This is a genomic window from Armatimonas rosea, from assembly GCF_014202505.1.
Lineage (GTDB): Bacteria > Armatimonadota > Armatimonadia > Armatimonadales > Armatimonadaceae > Armatimonas > Armatimonas rosea.
Genome location: NZ_JACHGW010000001.1, coordinates 1,269,344 through 1,285,880, shown reverse-complemented (window position 1 = coordinate 1,285,880; position 16,537 = coordinate 1,269,344). Strand labels below are relative to the sequence as shown.

The 16,537-nt window shown below is 64.6% G+C and carries 13 protein-coding genes and 1 pseudogene; 12 read left to right on the top strand and 2 right to left on the bottom strand.

Annotated elements, in window-relative coordinates; translation table 11 throughout:
- Position 1 precedes the first annotated feature (1 nt).
- Both HNQ39_RS05965 and HNQ39_RS05960 read left to right on the top strand, forming a co-directional pair.
- Positions 2 to 1,798, top strand: coding sequence for a M3 family oligoendopeptidase (locus tag HNQ39_RS05965; RefSeq protein WP_184193028.1), 1,797 nt, complete (start codon positions 2 to 4; stop codon positions 1,796 to 1,798).
- A 7-nt stretch (positions 1,799 to 1,805) separates the two neighbouring features.
- Positions 1,806 to 2,219 carry a hypothetical protein gene (locus tag HNQ39_RS05960; RefSeq protein ID WP_184193027.1) on the top strand — a complete coding sequence of 138 codons (414 nt, stop codon included), beginning with the start codon at positions 1,806 to 1,808 and terminating at the stop codon, positions 2,217 to 2,219.
- Between the two features lie 153 nt (positions 2,220 to 2,372).
- Here HNQ39_RS05960 and HNQ39_RS05955 read toward each other — a convergent pair whose 3' ends face one another.
- On the bottom strand, positions 2,373 to 3,152 hold the full coding sequence (locus HNQ39_RS05955; protein WP_184193026.1) for a phytanoyl-CoA dioxygenase family protein: 780 nt from the start codon (positions 3,150 to 3,152) through the stop codon (positions 2,373 to 2,375).
- A gap of 43 nt (positions 3,153 to 3,195) precedes the next feature.
- On the opposite strand from HNQ39_RS05955, the gene rfbB reads away from it, so the two are divergent.
- The 4 genes and pseudogenes from rfbB to HNQ39_RS29820 all read left to right on the top strand — a co-directional run.
- Complete coding sequence (rfbB, locus tag HNQ39_RS05950) at positions 3,196 to 4,200, top strand: dTDP-glucose 4,6-dehydratase (RefSeq protein WP_184193025.1); 1,005 nt, start codon at positions 3,196 to 3,198, stop codon at positions 4,198 to 4,200.
- A gap of 170 nt (positions 4,201 to 4,370) precedes the next feature.
- Positions 4,371 to 5,336 (top strand): glycine-rich domain-containing protein, encoded by a 966-nt coding sequence (locus HNQ39_RS05945; RefSeq protein WP_184193024.1) that lies wholly within the window; start codon positions 4,371 to 4,373, stop codon positions 5,334 to 5,336.
- A 15-nt stretch (positions 5,337 to 5,351) separates the two neighbouring features.
- The gene (gene pgl / locus HNQ39_RS05940) at positions 5,352 to 6,050 is read left to right on the top strand and encodes a 6-phosphogluconolactonase (RefSeq protein ID WP_184193023.1); all 699 of its coding nucleotides are present in this window, start codon (positions 5,352 to 5,354) and stop codon (positions 6,048 to 6,050) included.
- 17 nt (positions 6,051 to 6,067) lie between these two features.
- Positions 6,068 to 6,310, top strand: a pseudogene (locus HNQ39_RS29820) (DciA family protein); the annotation flags it as partial.
- 180 nt (positions 6,311 to 6,490) lie between these two features.
- On the opposite strand, the gene HNQ39_RS05935 reads toward HNQ39_RS29820, so the two are convergent.
- Positions 6,491 to 7,807: an acyltransferase family protein gene (locus tag HNQ39_RS05935; protein WP_184193022.1), complete on the bottom strand. Its 1,317-nt coding sequence runs from the start codon at positions 7,805 to 7,807 to the stop codon at positions 6,491 to 6,493.
- A 50-nt stretch (positions 7,808 to 7,857) separates the two neighbouring features.
- Here HNQ39_RS05935 and HNQ39_RS05930 point away from each other — a divergent pair, with 50 nt between their 5' ends.
- From HNQ39_RS05930 to HNQ39_RS05905, 6 genes are all read left to right on the top strand, one after another.
- Positions 7,858 to 9,321 carry a ComEC/Rec2 family competence protein gene (locus HNQ39_RS05930; RefSeq protein WP_184193021.1) on the top strand — a complete coding sequence of 488 codons (1,464 nt, stop codon included), beginning with the start codon at positions 7,858 to 7,860 and terminating at the stop codon, positions 9,319 to 9,321.
- A complete protein-coding gene (locus HNQ39_RS05925; protein ID WP_184193020.1) occupies positions 9,318 to 9,935 on the top strand; it encodes a hypothetical protein in 618 nt (205 codons plus the stop codon). Before HNQ39_RS05930 ends, HNQ39_RS05925 begins: the two co-directional genes overlap by 4 nt.
- Positions 9,936 to 10,004: 69 nt before the next feature.
- The gene (locus tag HNQ39_RS05920) at positions 10,005 to 10,646 is read left to right on the top strand and encodes a hypothetical protein (RefSeq protein WP_184193019.1); all 642 of its coding nucleotides are present in this window, start codon (positions 10,005 to 10,007) and stop codon (positions 10,644 to 10,646) included.
- Between the two features lie 43 nt (positions 10,647 to 10,689).
- Positions 10,690 to 13,695 carry a PSD1 and planctomycete cytochrome C domain-containing protein gene (locus tag HNQ39_RS05915; protein WP_184193018.1) on the top strand — a complete coding sequence of 1,002 codons (3,006 nt, stop codon included), beginning with the start codon at positions 10,690 to 10,692 and terminating at the stop codon, positions 13,693 to 13,695.
- Between the two features lie 13 nt (positions 13,696 to 13,708).
- Positions 13,709 to 15,142 carry a DUF1501 domain-containing protein gene (locus HNQ39_RS05910; protein WP_184193017.1) on the top strand — a complete coding sequence of 478 codons (1,434 nt, stop codon included), beginning with the start codon at positions 13,709 to 13,711 and terminating at the stop codon, positions 15,140 to 15,142.
- A 37-nt stretch (positions 15,143 to 15,179) separates the two neighbouring features.
- Complete coding sequence (locus HNQ39_RS05905; RefSeq protein ID WP_184193016.1) at positions 15,180 to 16,535, top strand: Gfo/Idh/MocA family protein; 1,356 nt, start codon at positions 15,180 to 15,182, stop codon at positions 16,533 to 16,535.
- Positions 16,536 to 16,537: the final 2 nt, after the last annotated feature.

Genomic DNA, 16,537 nt, shown 5'->3' with positions numbered 1-16,537 from the left:
CATGTCAACGTCTAACGCTCTCCCGCACTGGGACCTCACCCCCCTCTTCACCGAGCTCGATACCCCGGAGTTCACTGCAGCCTTCGCGGATGTCCTCACGCAGCTTCAGGGGCTGGAGACACTCTTTACCGAGAAAAATATCACCGCACGAACAGAAGCCACGCCCACCGACGACGATATCGCGGCCTATGAGGCGGCAACCCATGGCTTCAACGCCCTCTACAGCGACCTGCGCCGGGTACGTGCCTATGTCGCGCTCCGCGTGACCACCAACTCCCGCGATGCCGCCGCGCAGGCCAAGCTCAGCGAGCTCCGCGGGGCGCTCGTCCCGCTGTCCAGCCTGAGTACCCGCTTCACCGCCTTTATCGGCTCGCTCGATAGCGAGGCGCTGATCGCGCGCTCCGCGGTCGCGGCGGCACACGCCTACGGGGTCCGGGAGGCGCGCATCTACGCCGAGCACCAGCTCCCGCTCGAACAAGAGGACCTGGTCGCCAACCTCTCGCTCTCGGGTAGTAGCGCGTGGGCACGGCTCCACAACGATATCACCAGCCAGCTCACCCTGGAGTTCAACGGCGAGAGCACCCCGATGAGCGTCATCCGCACCCTCGCCACCGACCCGAGCGCCGCCGTGCGCAAGCAGGCCTACGATGCCGAGCTGGCAGCTTGGAAGGGCGTGGCGCTGCCCCTCTCCTTTGCCCTGAACTCCATCAAGCACGAGACCCGCCTGCTCGCCGAGCGCCGGGGCTGGAGCGATGTCCTAGAGCTCTGCTGCAACAACAACTCCATCACCCGCGCCACCCTCGATGCCATGCGCGCCGCCGCCGAGAAGTCCTTCCCCGACTTCCGCCGCTACCTCAAGGCCAAGGCGAAAAAGGTCAGCAGTGCTGAGGCGCTTCCCTGGTGGGACCTCTTCGCTCCCCTGGAAGTGGAGGGCGGCACGGAGAGCGACTGGAGCTGGGAGGCCGCCAAGGTCTTTATCGGGGAGAACTTTGACAGCTACTCCCAGAAGATGGGCGACTTTGCCCGCAAGACCTTCGCGGAGAACTGGATCGATGCCGAGCCGCGCCCCGGCAAGCGTGATGGCGCGTTCTGCTCCAGTGTCGGGCCGGGCGAGTCGCGCATCCTGCAAAACTACCGCCCCAGCTTCGATGGGGTCAGCACCCTCGCCCATGAGCTGGGCCATGCCTACCACAACCTCTGCCTCAAGGACCGCACGATCCTCCAGTCCGGCACCCCCATGACCCTCGCCGAGACAGCCAGTATCTTCTGTGAGACCATTGTCAAGCACGCCGCGCTCAAGAGCGCTGGCCCCGAGGAGCGCCTCGCGATCCTGGAGGCGTCGCTCCAGAACGCCTGCCAGGTGGTGGTGGATATCGACAGCCGCTTCCGCTTTGAAAAAGCCGTGATCGAGAAGCGCAAGGAGCGCGATCTCTCCGCCGATGAGCTGTGCGAGCTGATGCTCACCGCACAGCGCGAGACCTACGGCGACGGCCTCGATAGCGACGCGCTCCATCCCTACATGTGGGCGGTGAAGGGCCACTACTACGGCTCCGCGTTCTACAACTTCCCCTACATGTTTGGCTTCCTCTTTGGGCTGGGCCTCTACGCCCAGTACGAGCAAGCCCCCGAGCGCTTCCGGTCCGCCTACGACGATCTCCTCTCCCAGACCGGCATGGCCGATGCCACCGAGCTCGCCCAGCGCTTCGGGCTGGATATCGAGAGCGAGGCCTTCTGGAGCGGGTCGCTGGACGTGGTCCGCGCCGAGATCGACCAGTTTGTCGCGCTGGTGGGGGCATAGGGCCACGATGGCGACGGTCGCGGGAGGCTGGCTGGGCGAGTACCACTTCGATAGCGGCTTCCCCGAGCCCTGCGGCTTCGAGGCCACGTTCTCCGCAGTCGGCCCTGATGGCATGTTCCACGGCACGATCCTCGACGACGGCCCGCTGGGCGAGGCGGTGCTCCACCACGCACGGCAGGTCGGCGACGAGGTAATCTTCACCAAGGTCTACCGCCAAAAACGGCGTGGCCTCCTCCCCGTGCGCTACGAAGGGCGGCTCCTCAACGACGGCAAGCTCCTGCGCGGCAAGTGGGCCATTGTCCACAGCCGCTACGGTACCACCGGCTGGTGGGAGGCCCGCCGCACCTGGGACGCGCTCGAAGTGGGCCTCGCCGACGAAGAGGCCGAGGTGCAGCAGCGCGAGCTTGTGACGGCTCGTTAGTCCCGCCCGTCGGAGGGGCGGGACTGGAGAGCCTCGTTCCTAGGCTACAAAGGGCGTGCCGCCCATAATTCCGAGGTAACTCGGTATGGCCCGAAGCGGCCTTTGTAGCGCGAAGCGCTCGTTAGTCCCGCCGCTACAACCGGCGGGCATCTTCTACCCACGTGCTGCCTTCGCGCGAGCTTCACGAGGTGTCTCTTTGATCTCATTCCACGGAAAGCTACGCGCTGCGCCCTGGCGGGGTTTGTTGGGCAGGCCGGCTCCCAGAATGAGCGCCCGGCGCGGAATCGCAGATGTGTTTGCTCCGGCATAGTGCGCCGTGCGGTTGCGGTGGATCGTGATGCCACCCGCGGGCAAGGGGCACGCGATGGCGTCTTTGGCGAACGCGGTGTCCAGCATCTCCAGGCCGTGGATGCGCACATCGCCCCCGATCGGCTGGTGCGGCTGGACATCCCACTCGTGGCTCCCGGGCATGAACCAGAGGCAGCCGTTCTCGATAGTCGCCTCTTGGAGCGGCATCCAGATCGAGACATTCTTGTACTGCCACTGCGGGTCCCAGTAGGCCTCGTCCTGGTGCCACGGGGTCGGGGCGCCGTGGCCCGCGGGCTTGAAGATGGCGTGGGCGACTCCCACCGAGACCTCGGGGCCGAGGAGCTGGCGGACGATCTCCGTGGCGACCCCCAGGTACTTGCCGTCTCGGAGCTCCGGGGCGTACTTAGCGGGGTTTAGGATCTGCGGCAGCGCCTCGGTCTTGCCGTCTTCATCGGTGCCCCCCAGGTCAAACTGATCGCCCGACTCCCGCCCCGCCTTCTGCGCAAAGATACGGTCGTAGACCTCGCGCATCCACGCCAGCTCGGTCTCGTCGGTGATGGGCGTGGGGATAGAGAGAAATCCATTGAGGTGAAAGAAGCGAATCTGGTCTGTCGTCAGTGTCATGGTTTGCAATTTCCCTCCATCGGGCCGATAATCCTTCTGAACTATGAAACGCTTCCTTGTGACCGGTGGGGCCGGGTTTATTGGCTCTAACTTCGTGCGCTACTTCCTGAACAAGTACCCGGACTACACGGTCTGGGTGCTCGATGCCCTGACCTATGCCGGTAACACCGACAACTTCCACGACCTCTGGGACAACCCGCGCTTCGCGTTCTTCCAGGGCCGGATCGAGGATGCCGCGCTGGTGGACAACCTCGCACGCAATGTCGACTGCATCATCAACTTCGCCGCCGAGAGCCACAACGACCGCGCGATCCTCGACCCCGAGACCGCGCAGAAGACCAACTTCAACGGGGTTGGAGTATTGCTGGAGGCCGCGCGCAAGCACCAGCATGTCCGCTTCCACCAGGTCTCCACCGACGAGGTCTACGGCAGCACCGATGGCGAGTTCAAGGAGGGCGACCCGCTGGAGCCCAACCAACCCTACTCGGCGGCCAAGGCGGGGGGTGAGCTTTTGGTCCGTGCCTACAACGTGACCTTTGGGCTCAATACGATTGTCACCCGCGGCTCCAACACCTTCGGACCCTACCACTACCCCGAGAAGCTGATTCCCCTGATGATCACCAATGCCATGCAGGACATCCCGCTGCCGGTCTACGGCGATGGCAAGCAGGTCCGCGACTGGATGTGGGTGCTGGACCACTGTATCGGGGTGGATATCGCGCTGCACCAGGGCAAGGCGGGCGAGATCTACAATGTCGGGGGCGGCTCCGAGCGGCACAATATCGACGTGGTCAAGGGAATCCTGGCCGCGCTGGGCAAGCCGGAGACCCTCATCCGCTATGTCACCGACCGCCCCGGCCACGACCGGCGCTACAGCCTCAACACCGAGAAGATGGAGGCGCTTGGCTTTGCCCCCCGCCGCGACTTTGAGGTGCTGCTGGAGCAGACCGTGAAGTGGTACGTCGACAACGAGGCCTGGTGGCGCAAGATCAAGGCCAGCGACGACTACCAGAACTTCACCAAGAAATGGTACGGCGACCGGAAATAGGCCGGCCCTCATGAACGAGGGGGCACCGCTTCGCTGCTGGCATTCTGCCACAAAGTCGCTCCGCGACAGGGGGTTTTATATTTAATACAGCCTTAATAGTCTTCTTTTTTGCGACGGGTCAGATCTGGTGAAAGAGAAAAATAAAAGCGAAAAGGAAGACTACTAAGGACATGAACAACAAGACAACCACCCCCTACCAAGAAGATCCGCTCTGGCAGAAGCTCGCGGGATTTCCACTGGACGAAGGATTTAGCAAGCGCCTCGCTCGTGAAAACGGGTGGGGCGCTTTGTTTACCGAGCAAGTGATCGGGGAGTACCGGCGGTTTCTGTATCTCACCGAGGTGGCGGGGCATCCCGTGACACCGTCGAAGGCGATCGACGAGGCCTGGCACCTGCACTTGCTCTACACCCGCTCGTACTGGGAGGGACTCTGTGGGGAGGTGCTGGGTAAGCCGCTCCACCATGAACCAGGGACGGGAAAAGCGGGCGACACCGCGCACTTTGCCCGGCAGTTTGCACAGACACAGGCAAGCTACCAGCACGTCTTTGGGAGCGAGCCTCCCACAGAGGTCTGGGGACAGACAAGCCCACGCTCTCAGGCCACACAGAACCGTTCCACGCAGAAGCGAGCCCTCGGCTGGCTGGCGACGGGGCTGGGCGGTGCGGCCCTGATCGGGGCCAGCGGCGGGGATGCCTTCTTTGGAATTGTCTTTGTGGGAGTCTTAATCGCCCTGGTCGCAGCGGCCTTCCGGTCACAGCGCCCCGAGCCGGGGAGAAAAAACAACCCAGGCGGGACAAACAGCACCACGACAGACGGAATGACAGCGACCAGCACAAGCTCCTGCGGCGGCTTCTTCGGGGTAAGCAGCACCACAACCGTCCTCCCAGCGACGAGCGGTGAGAGTGAGCAGAGCACCTCCCACAGTCACGGTCATAGCCACGGACACAGCCATGGTCACAGTCACTCCCACTCCCACGATAGCGGCCACAGCCACGACTCCGGGGCGAGCTGTAGCACCAGCAGCGACACTGGAGCCAGCGCCAGTTCTTGCTCCACGGCAAGCTCTTGCTCCAGCGCGAGCTCTTGTAGCAGCGGAAGCTCGTGCTCCTCGGGGAGCTCCTGCGGAAGCAGTTAGCGATACAATAGGGCCATGCAGCCCACGTTTCTCCCCCTCCCCGATCCTAATGCCGTTGCGAGTGATGCGGCGGCGCGCTTTCTCGCCCTCGCCGAGGCGGCAATCGCTGAGCGCGGGCGGTTTGTGGTGGCGCTGGCGGGCGGCTCCACCCCGGAGCGGCTCTATAAAATCCTAGCGACCCGCGAGCTCGACTGGACCAAGATTCTTGTCTTCTTCTCCGACGACCGCTTTCTCTCGCCCGCGAGCCGCTTTAGCAATGCCGGGCTCGCCCTGCGCCTGCTCCCGCTGAACCCCAAGACCACCTACCCCGTTCCCGCCGAGACCAGCCTCGATGCCGCCGAGTGCGCCACGCAGTACGAGCGAGAGCTCCTCGCAGCCCTAGGGAGCGAGCCGCGCTTCGACCTGGTACTCTTGGGCATGGGCGAGGATGGCCACACGGCGTCGCTCTTTCCCGGGAAAACGGCGCTTTCGGCGACAAGCTGGGTCACCCACTCGACACCGGGGGTCTTGCCGCCACCCGTGGACCGTATTACGTTTACCTTTCCCCTGATCAATGCCGCCCGCAACGTGCTCTTTCTGGTGACCGGGGCAAATAAGAAAGCAAAAGTGGCGCTGTGGAAGGCAAACTCGGGAAGCGTGAGCACACTTCCCGTGCTGGGGGTGGCCCCCACCGACGGCACACTCACGGTTCTTCTGGACGAGGCGGCGAGCTAGTGCGGCGCGGCGGGAAGATGAACCGGCTGGGGATCGACATGGAGCGTGTCCTCGGAGGGCGGGAGATGCTGCGCAAGCTCAAGGAGCACACCGCCCCGATTGTCTGGGCCGAGGTGGTCGGGGAGCAGGTGGCGGCCGCAACCGAGGTGCTGGGCGTGAGCGGCGGCGTCCTGCGGGTCTCGACAAAATCATCGGTGTGGGCCAATGAGCTGACGTTCTATAAAGCCGATATCCTCAAGCGCCTCAACAACAAGCTCGGGACCCCGCGCGTGCCCGTCATCACCGACATCCACTTCCAGAGCCGCGGCATCACCAAGACCGCCGAGGTCGCCAAGCTAGAGCCCGAGGTGCCGATCGACTCCATCGAGCTCTCCGTGCGCGAGCGCCAGCAGATCGAGGAGAGTATCTACACCATCAAGGACCCCGACCTGCGAGAGCGCCTACGCCGCACGCGCTTTAGTGAGCTCCGCCTCCGCAACTGGCGGCTCGACAACGGCTGGGTCCCCTGCCTCCACTGCGGCGAGCTGGTCGCGCCCTTCCCCGGCGGCGACAAGGTGAGCTGCCCCCGCTGTCGCATCCTGGGAGACAACGGCTAGCGCCGGGGCCTTCTTCTTGAGCCACGGTGCCTCGAAGCAGTGGTAGAACACCCGCGCGGTCAGCAGGCAAAAGGGCAGGAGTCCTCCCCAGAAGATCGCCACGCGGGGCAGAAACTGGTCTTTCAGGAAGAGCTCCGTGAAGACACTGGTAAAGGCGATCAGAGGCTCGTGCACCAAGTAGAGCGAGTAGGAGACTGTCCCCACCCCCACCAAGAGCCGCGGCACGCGCCCGGCAAACCAGGCCCCAGGGACGGCCGAGAGCCCCACGAGCATCAGGGCAAAGGCAATCCCCCAGAGGTGGTCGTGCCAGACCCCAAAGCGCCCACGTGCTGCCAGGGTCGCCACAACAAGCAGCGGCAACGAGCCGGCGAGGGCCAAGAGCACAGGAGTCGCGCGGCCACGTCCCTTTGCCACCCACTGCGCCGCCACCATCCCACAGACAAACTCAAAGAGGCGCGCGGGCAGGGCATAGAGCCAGGCATTGCCGACACTCACCTCGGGGGCCTCGGGGTAGCCGGGCAGGCGTGCCCATACCAGGCGCTGCCAGGCAACTCCCAGCACCAGGGTACCTAGCGCCGGCGCGAGCCAGCCCTTGCGCCGTGCCCAGGCCAGCACCAGGGGAAAGGCCACGTACCACTGCGCCTCCAGCCCCAGCGACCAGAACGAGCCATTGAGGGTTAAGACCGTCTTGCTACTCAGGTTGTGCACCAAAAACGCATGTGCCAGCACGTCCCAGCCCCAGCCAATGACAGGATGGCGCATCGGGGCCTCCGCGAGGGTGAGTGCCACCAGGGCCACCAGAGCCAGCGCGACATAGTAGGGCGGCAGGATCCGCCGGGCACGCCGCACGGCAAACTCCCGCAGGTTCAAGCGGGTCTGGGAGAGATCGCCGCCGGCACGTCGTAGCACCGGGTAGGTCAGGCAGAACCCGGAGAGCACCAAGAAGAGATGCACCCCCAGGTAGCCTAGCTGCGCCACCGACAGCCCCACTGTCGCCAGCGGGGAGACAAGAGGGTCCGTGCTGCGCCAGTCCGGGAGCACTTGCCAGCCATTAGCATGAAAAACCACTACCCAGAGGCAGGCAACCCCACGGAGAAAGTCGACAAAGGCCAGGTGCTCCGGCGGGGAGTCGGGTTTCGGCGTGTGTGCAGTCTGTGGCATAGGCTCTAATTGTCGGGCGAAAGCGGCCTTTCGTGAAGTACAATCCTGGCATGCGCCTGCGCCCGCTGTTCACCGCTCTCGCCCTTGTGGTGCTCGGCATCCTGGCCGCGCCCTTTCTTCCCCACCAGCCCCTCGTTTTCGATGTGCTCGCTCTGGTAAGTGCCCTTTCGGGTGTTGCGTTTCTACGCCGCCCCACTCTCGCCACCACGCTTCTCCTCCTGCCGTTCTTGCTTTTCCCTCTCGCGCAGACACAGCGCATGCTCCAGCCCGATGGCCTAGTAGCAATTGAGGGCCACTATCAGATCCTGAGTGGGCGTGTGGAGACCGCACCAGAGCCGACACGGCAGGGGGGTGTACGCTTCGTGCTGGCCACCGCACAGGGCCAGACCCAGGTCACAACCCGCACGGCCCAGTCGCTCTATCGGGGTGACTTTGTCACCGCACACGGTCGCCTAGAGCTTCCCCCACGTGCCACCAACCCCGGTGAGTTCGACTACCGCAGCTACCTGCTTCGGCAGGGAATTCACACGGTGCTGTATGCCAACCGGGTCGATACTCAGCTCCTGCTACGCCGCGCGACCCTGGCAGAGCGTCTTCGAGCAACCATCCGAGGAGCCTGTCATGCCCACCTTGCGCCCGAGAGCGCGGGGCTCCTCTCTGGCCTGCTGATCTCAGACCGCAGCCAGCTTCCCACAGAGCTCCAGGATGCCTTCTCTCGCACGGGGACGATCCACATTCTCTCGACCTCGGGGCTCCACCTGAGTGTCTTTGCGGCGGTGCTAGTGGCGCTCTTTGGCCGAGGAAAGCCACTTCCGACCTTTCTGGCGCTGGCCCTGCTCTGGACCTACGCCCTCGCGGCAGGGACGGGCGGCGCCGTGATGCGCTCCGCCGTCATGACCACCGTCATGCTCCTCGCCCCGCTCCTCAAGCGTGAGGCCGAGCCCCTGCACACCCTCGCCTTCGCCGCGCTCCTGATCCTGCTCCCCGAGCCTCTCGCCCTCTATGATCCTGGGACGCAGCTCTCCTTTGCCACGGTCGCGACACTTGTCGCCTGGGCACGGCCACTAGAAAATCTTATCTGGCCCTGGGAGCCCGAGCAGCGCCCCCTCACCCGCTTTCTACGCGCCTGCACGGTCGGCCTACTGGTCGGCATTCTCGCGCAAGTTGGCTCCGCACCGCTCGTGGCCTACCACTACAACCTCTTCTCCTGGATCTCCCCAATCGCTAATCTGCCCATCGCTGCCCTCGCCGAGCTTCTCTTGCTTGCTGGCCTCGCAGCGGTCGCGCTCCCGTTTCTCACCCCGCTCTGGGGTCTGCTCACCCTGGGACTAGAGCTCCTCAAGACCCTCGCACTGGGCTTCGCCGCCCTCCCCTACGCCGCCCTCTCGGTCGCCTCGCCCCCCGCCGAGCTCGTCGTCCTCTGGTATGCGCTCTTGCTCCTCCCTGCCCCTTACGTCCGCGTCCGCCTAAACCGCCGACGTTTTCGGGGAGTCTCCCCAGAGAGAGACGCATGACCACAAACCCACTCGTCCACGAGATCATCGCGTTTTTGGAACAAGACCAGCTCCTACGCCCCCATCCTCTGAGCACTTTTCATGGGGCAATTGTCGAACGCGACGTACACAAAGCGTTTTTGTATCTACGAGAAGGGGTTGAGAAAGCGCTTGAGCTCGCAAGCGACCCTGAGGAGGAGCGCTTCGAGGAGCTACTGGCAACAGAGAACTATCCGCTCTGGTGGATTCTTGATACCGAGAAAAGCAATATTTACAAACTAATCAACAATGACCAATTGCTATCAGCAAATTATAAAGACAAAAATAGACAAGCAGAGTACAGTGCTTTACAAAAACAAATCTCCGAGCTACTCCAGCGCAGTATCAGCTCCCTAGGCCTATCCTTTCCCAACGACAGCTCTGTGCTCTTGGAGGCAGTGCCTTATCTTGAAGCCTCTCTCCTCGCATGTGCCTTCAGCAGACTTTTCGTAGGTACTCAGCACCCGTTCTTTGAGAAGATGCTCCAGGTATTTTTTCAAGGTGGCTGGCCCTATGGTTGGCGAGGCCACTACCCTGAAGGAGACCTATTCGTTTTTGTACCAGCGAAAGACTATCGCGCGAGCGGAGTGATTTAACCAGGAGTTCTGTTCCCACAAACTCAAGGAACTTAACGCACGTACTCAGCGCATCAGGTTACGATACCTATGAACGCCCCACATAACCGTCTGCTCCATCCTCCTGAGCCCCGCTGGCCCGCCGCGGTCGCCCTGGTTGCCCTCGGGGGGCTGCACATGGCCTTGCCCAAGGAGCTCGCGGTCGGGCCAAGCTGGCTCTTGCCCACGGTGGTGGTTCTGCTACTGATCCCGACCATTGTCACGCTTCGGCTCAATCGGCACCGGCTCAATCGGCTCTTTGGCTTTCTCTCGCTCGGGGTGGTGACCGGTGCGGAGCTCTGGTCGCTGAGCCTGCTGGTGCTCTCGCTGCCCAAGCACACGCTCACACCGGGGCACTTGCTCAAGGCGGCAGCGGCGCTGTGGATCACCAATGTGCTGGTCTTTGCGCTCTGGTACTGGCGGCTCGATGCGGGCGGCCCCCACCAGCGAGAGACACGTGACCACCACCACGGCGGGGCGTTTCTCTTCCCCCAGCTAGGTATGGAGGGTCAAGAGGCCTGGAAGCCGCACTTTATCGACTACCTATTTCTCTCCTTCAACCACAGCACCGCCCTCTCACCCACCGACACGGCGATCCTCTCGCGCTGGGCCAAGGGGCTCATTATGCTCCAGGCAAGTATCTCCCTGACCACGATCGCGCTCCTGGCGGCGCGCGCAGTGAATATTCTGTAGAGAAAAACAGGAAATAGCACGCCTCTGCCATAATCAAAGAGTTATGACGGAAACACGTCCGCTCCGCGGCGCTCTCCTCGCGCTGACCTCCCTCACGATCGCCGGCGCAAGCCTGCTGCCCGCACGGTCGTCCAGTCAGATCAAGGCCCCCACTGCCCAAGTGCCTGACTTCGCCAAGGAGGTCCAGCCCCTCCTGCGTGCCAAGTGCATGCCCTGCCACGGCGATATCCAAGCCGCCGGCGGGCTGAAGCTCACCCAGCTCAAGAGCGCTATGGCAGGAGGGAGCAGCGGCGCGCGCGGCCTCGTGCCGCACGACCCCGATGCCAGCGCGGTCATCCAGCGGGTCTCCACCACCGACACCGACCTAATCATGCCCCCCAAGACCAGTGGCAAGACCCCGCTGACGCCCGCCGAGGTGGCAACCCTGCGCCGCTGGGTGCAGTCGGGGCCGACCTGGCCCGAGGCGGGTGCAGCGACGCCTGCCGGGGACACGCACTGGTCGCTCCAGCCGATCAAGAAGCCTGCGCTCCCCTCCGGCAAGGCACCGCACCCCGTGGACCGCTTTCTGGAGGCGCGCCTCGCTGCCAAGGGGCTGGGCTTCTCTCCCGAGGCCGACCGCACCACCCTGATCCGCCGCGTGACATTCGATCTCATCGGCCTCCCGCCCACCGAGGCGGAGCTCACGGATTTTCTCAACGATAGAGCGCCGGGAGCCTACGAGCGCCTCGTGGATCGCCTGCTGGCATCGCCGCGCTACGGGGAGCGCTGGGCGCGCCACTGGCTCGACACCATCCACTACGCCGACTCCCACGGCTCGGAGCACGACATGGGCCGCAAGAACGCCTGGCCGTTCCGCGACTATGTCATCCAGACCTTCAATAGCGATGTCACCTACGCCCGCTTCGTCCGTGAGCAGCTGGCCGCCGATGTCCTCTACCCGAATCGCCCCGACCTCACCCCCGCGCTGGGCTACCTGAGCGCCGGCAACTTCGACCTGAGCGCCTACTACACCGCGCCCATCCCGTTCCAGATCCTGGACCGCGACGACATGGTCAACCAGGCGATGTCGACGTTTGTCAGCACGACTGCCAACTGCGCGCGGTGCCACGACCACAAGTTCGATCCCATCCCCACCACCGACTACTGGTCGCTCCAGGCGGTCTTCGCGGGGGTCATCAAGGGCGATGTCACCTACGACGAGAAGCGCGAGATCGCGGAGCAGCGCGCAAAGTGGAACAAGCTGAAGGAGGCCGCCGAGAGCAAGAGTGCCGCCCGTATCCTGGCCACAGAGAACAAGCCTGTGGTGGACAGCTTTGTGGCGGCGCTCTCTAGTTTTGCGGGTTGGAAGCCCCTGCGCGTGACCAAGGCGACGAGCACGGGCAGTGCGACCTTCACCCTCGCCGACGACGGCCGGGTGGCGGTGGGCGGCCCGCGCCCGGCCAAGGACACCTACACGCTGGTCACCCGGCCCGGCGGGGGGCGCATCGGGGCCCTGCGCCTCGATGCCTACGCGTCCCCGGAGCTCCCCAAGGGCGGCCCGGGTCGCGCCGACGACGGCGGCTACCTGCTCCACGAGCTCACGATAGAGGTCGTTCGTGCGGACGGCAAGCGCGAGAAGGCAAAGACTTTCCGGGCCAGCGCCGACTACGCCCAGCCCAACGGGGACGCTGCACGTGCCGCCGACGGCAACCCCGGCTCGGCGTGGGGGATCGGGCCGGAGTTTGGCAAGGACCACCACCTCGTGCTGGCTTTTGAGAAACCTCTCGACCTGGCCGATGGCGATGCGCTGGAGGTGGTTCTGGAGCAAAACGATGGCTCGGGCCACACGCTGGGGCGCTTCCGCCTGAGTGTCGCCGATGCCCCCCGCCTCGCGCTCTGCGCCGTGCCGCCCAAGGTCGCCGAGCTTCTGAAGACACCCACACAAAACCAGGCTGCCCGCGTAGAGCTCGCCGCCTTCGCGCTGCGGGAGACAGCCGCCGATGGGATCGCGGCGCTGCCTCCCCAGAAGCGTGTCTATGTCGCCGCAAAAGCCGCCGATGTCGCCGATGTGGGGTTTGTGAATATCGACAAGCCCCGCGAGATCCACGTGCTGGAGCGGGGCGAGATGAGCCGGCCCAAGCAGCTGGTCGGGCCAGGGGCGCTCTCGGCGCTCCCGGAGCTGGCAATCTACTTCAAGCGCCGCGACATGAGCCAGGAGAGCCAGCGCCGTGCCGCGCTCGCGGAGTGGGTCGTGGACCGGCGCAACCCCCTCACCTGGCGTAGTATTGTCAACCGAGTCTGGCACTACCACTTTGGCAAGGGCATTGTCGACACCCCCGGTGACTTCGGCCGCATGGGCGGTGCCCCCAGCCACCCCGAGTTGCTCGACTATCTCGCGGCGTGGTTCAAGGACGATGCAGAGGGCTCGTTCAAAAAGCTGCACCGGCTGATTGTCACCAGCCAGGCCTACAAGCAGAGCTCCGCCGACCGACCAGAGGCGGACAAGCTCGATCGGGACAACCGCCTGCTCTGGCGGGCCAATCGCCTGCGCCTGGATGCCGACCAGTACCGGGACGCCGCGCTCCAGACCGCTGGGCGGCTCGACTTCACCATGGGCGGGCCGGGGGTCAACCACTTCAAGATGGGGCCGGGACCGCAGATGACGCCCGCTCTGGACTACGCAGCCTTCGACTGGGAGAGCCCCGCGGCCAACCGGCGCTCGGTCTACCGCACGGTCTGGCGCTCCATCCCGGACCCGTTCATGGACTCGCTGGACTTCCCCGACCTGACCCTGCTCTCCCCCACCCGCGGCACGAGTGTCTCCGCCCTGCAGGCCCTGACACTCTACAACAATAACTTCGTCCTCTCATGCGCCCAGTCGCTGGCAAGGCGTGTCGTGGCCGAGGGCGGCACACTACCCAAACAAATCGAGCGGGCGGCGACTCTGGCGTGGGGCCGAGCCCTCACCGACAAAGAGCGGAAGGTGCTCCAGACCCTGGCAAGCAGCCATGGCCTGGAGGCGACCTGTCGTGTTATTCTCAACGCGAATGCGTTTCTGTTCGTAGACTGATAGGAGGCAATCCATGAGCGACGACCACTGGGGTTTCCCCACCAACCGGCGAGAGTTCTTAACCGGACTCGGCGGAGGATTCGCGGGCCTCGCCCTGACCAGCCTGCTGGCCAAGGAGAGCCAAGCGGCACCCGCCGGGCAGGGCTCGCTAAATATGCAGCACCACCCGCCGAAGGTGAAGCGGATCATCCAGCTCTTCATGAACGGCGGCGCAAGCCCCATGGACCTCTTCGACTACAAGCCCGCGCTGATCAAGTACCACGGCCAGAAGCTCCCCGACCACATCCGCCCCGAGGGACTGGCCAGCGCCCCGGGCCTCTGCCTCAAGAGCCCGTTTACGTTCAAGCAGTACGGCCAGTCGGGGCGCTGGGTGAGCGAGGTCTTCCCCGAGCAGGCGAAGCTCGTGGACGAGATGGCGTTCTTTATGGCGATGGCCAGCAAGTCCAGTGTCCATGGGCCGGCGTCGTACATGATGAACACGGGCTTCATCCAGCCGGGATTCCCGTCGATGGGGGCGTGGATCTCGTATGCGATCGGGAACCTGCGCGACAACCTGCCCACTTTCGTCGTGCTCCCGGACTCCCGCGGCCTGCCCTACAACCAGCGGGGAAACTTCAGCAGCGGGTTCCTGCCGGTGGTGCACCAGGGGACGATGATCAATGGCACAGGGCCGGAGGCGGTCTCCGATCTCTTTGCCAGTGGCCGCTACAAGTTCGCCAACCCGGCCTCGGACAAGGCGGGACTCGATGCCCTGAGCCAGCTCAATAAGGCGCACGCGGCGGCCCATCCCGGCGACTCGCGGCTGGATGCCCGGATCGCCAGCTACGAGCTCGCGGCCCGGATGCAGCTGAGCGCACCGGAGGCGTTCGATATCTCGCGCGAGTCACAGGCGGTCAAAGACTCCTACGGGATCGGGGCGCAGCCCACCGATGACTTTGGCAAGCGCTGCCTGCTCGCCGCGCGGCTGGCGGAGCGCGGCGTGCGCTTTGTCCAGGTGTGGAGCGGCCCGCAGGGGGCGGTGAACAACTGGGACAACCACGGCAGCATCAAGCGGGAGCTCACGCCGATGGCGGCCAGTATCGACAAGCCGATCGCGGCGCTCCTGCGCGACCTCAAGGCCCGTGGGCTGGACAAGGACACGCTGGTGATCTGGACCACGGAGTTTGGCCGGACTCCCACGGCGCAGAGCGGCGATGGCCGCGACCACAACGGTGGGACCTTCGTCAGCTGGATCTGGGGCGCGGGGGTCAAGCCGGGCGTGGCGTACGGCGAGAGCGACGAGCTAGCGTTCAAGACCGCCGTGAACACCACCTACTCCTACGACTTCCACGCCACTGTGCTGCACCTGCTGGGAATCGACCACACCAAGCTCACCTGGCGCCAGAACGGCATCGACCGCCGCCTCACCGATGTGCACGGGCACGTCGTAAAGGAAGTCCTCGCGTAGAGGAAAACATGCTCCTCGTACAGAACTGGAAAGCACCATGAGTACAAACAACGATTCGAAGCGGGACCGTAGGCAGTTTCTCACCGAGGCAGGACTCGGGGCGGCTCTCTTGACCCTGAGCCCCTCGTCCGTCCTCGCCGACGACAAGCCGATCAACTTTGCGGGGATTGGGGTCGGGAGCCAAGGGGGAAGCGATGTAGACCAGGTGGTCGCGGCCGGGGGGAACCTCGTGGCGCTCTGCGATGTGGACCACAAGTACGCGGCCAAGAAGTTCGCCCAGTACCCCAACGCCAAGAAGTTCACCGACTACCGCGTGATGCTCAAAGAGATGGGCAAGGAGCTGGACGCCGTGGTGATCGGCACGCCGGACCACACCCACGCCGTGATCGCGATGGAGGCGATGAAGCGTGGCAAGCATGTCTACTGCGAGAAGCCGCTCGCCCACACGATCCACGAGGTACGCACCCTGATGGCGGCGGCGCGCAAGTACAACGTGGTCACCCAGCTAGGCAACCAGGGCCACTCCACCGACTCCATCCGCCGTGTGGTCGAGTGGGTCAAGGCGGGCGCGATCGGGCAGGTTCATACCGTCCATGCGGCCTGCGGCGAGTTCAAGGATGTCTACAACCAGAGCCGGAACCTGGAGAAGCTCGCGCAAAAGTACGATGTCCCCGCCGAGCTGGACTACGACCTCTGGCTGGGCCCCGCGGCCTACCGCCCCTACACGCCCTTCTGGGTCCACTGGAACTGGCGCGGCTGGATGCCCTTCGGGACCGGCACGATCGGGGACTGGTTCTGCCACGTGATCGACCCCGCGTTCTGGGCGCTCGACCTAGATGCTCCGACGACGGTCCGTGCCGAGGTGAGCGGCTACGACCCGGCGACCCAGGGGCTGACCTACCCGCCCGCCAGCCGGATCACCTTTGAGTTTCCCGCCAACAAGGAGCGCGGCCCGGTCACGTTGGTCTGGCACGATGGCAACAATCCCATCCCGCAGCCCAAGGACTTCGGCGACGACGAAGTGCCACGAACGGGGGCGATCCTCTTTGGCGAGAAGGGGATGATTGTCCACGGCTCGCACGGCGGCGGCGGGTGCCATATCCTGCCGGAGAAGCTCCGCCTTGAGAACACGGGAGCCAATGCCCCCAAAGAGACCATCCCACGGGTCAAGGGCCACCACTGGGACTGGCTGGAGGCGATCCGAACGGGGCGGCAAGCCGGCTCCCACTTCGACTACGGGGGCCGACTCACCCAGGTGGCGCTGCTTGGCGCGATCGCGATCCGCTTCCCGGACCAGACCCTCAAGTGGGATGTCAAGGCGGGGCGCTTCACCAACAACGATGCTGCCAACGCCTTGATCAACCCGCCCTACCGCAAGGGCTGGAAGCTCTAGCT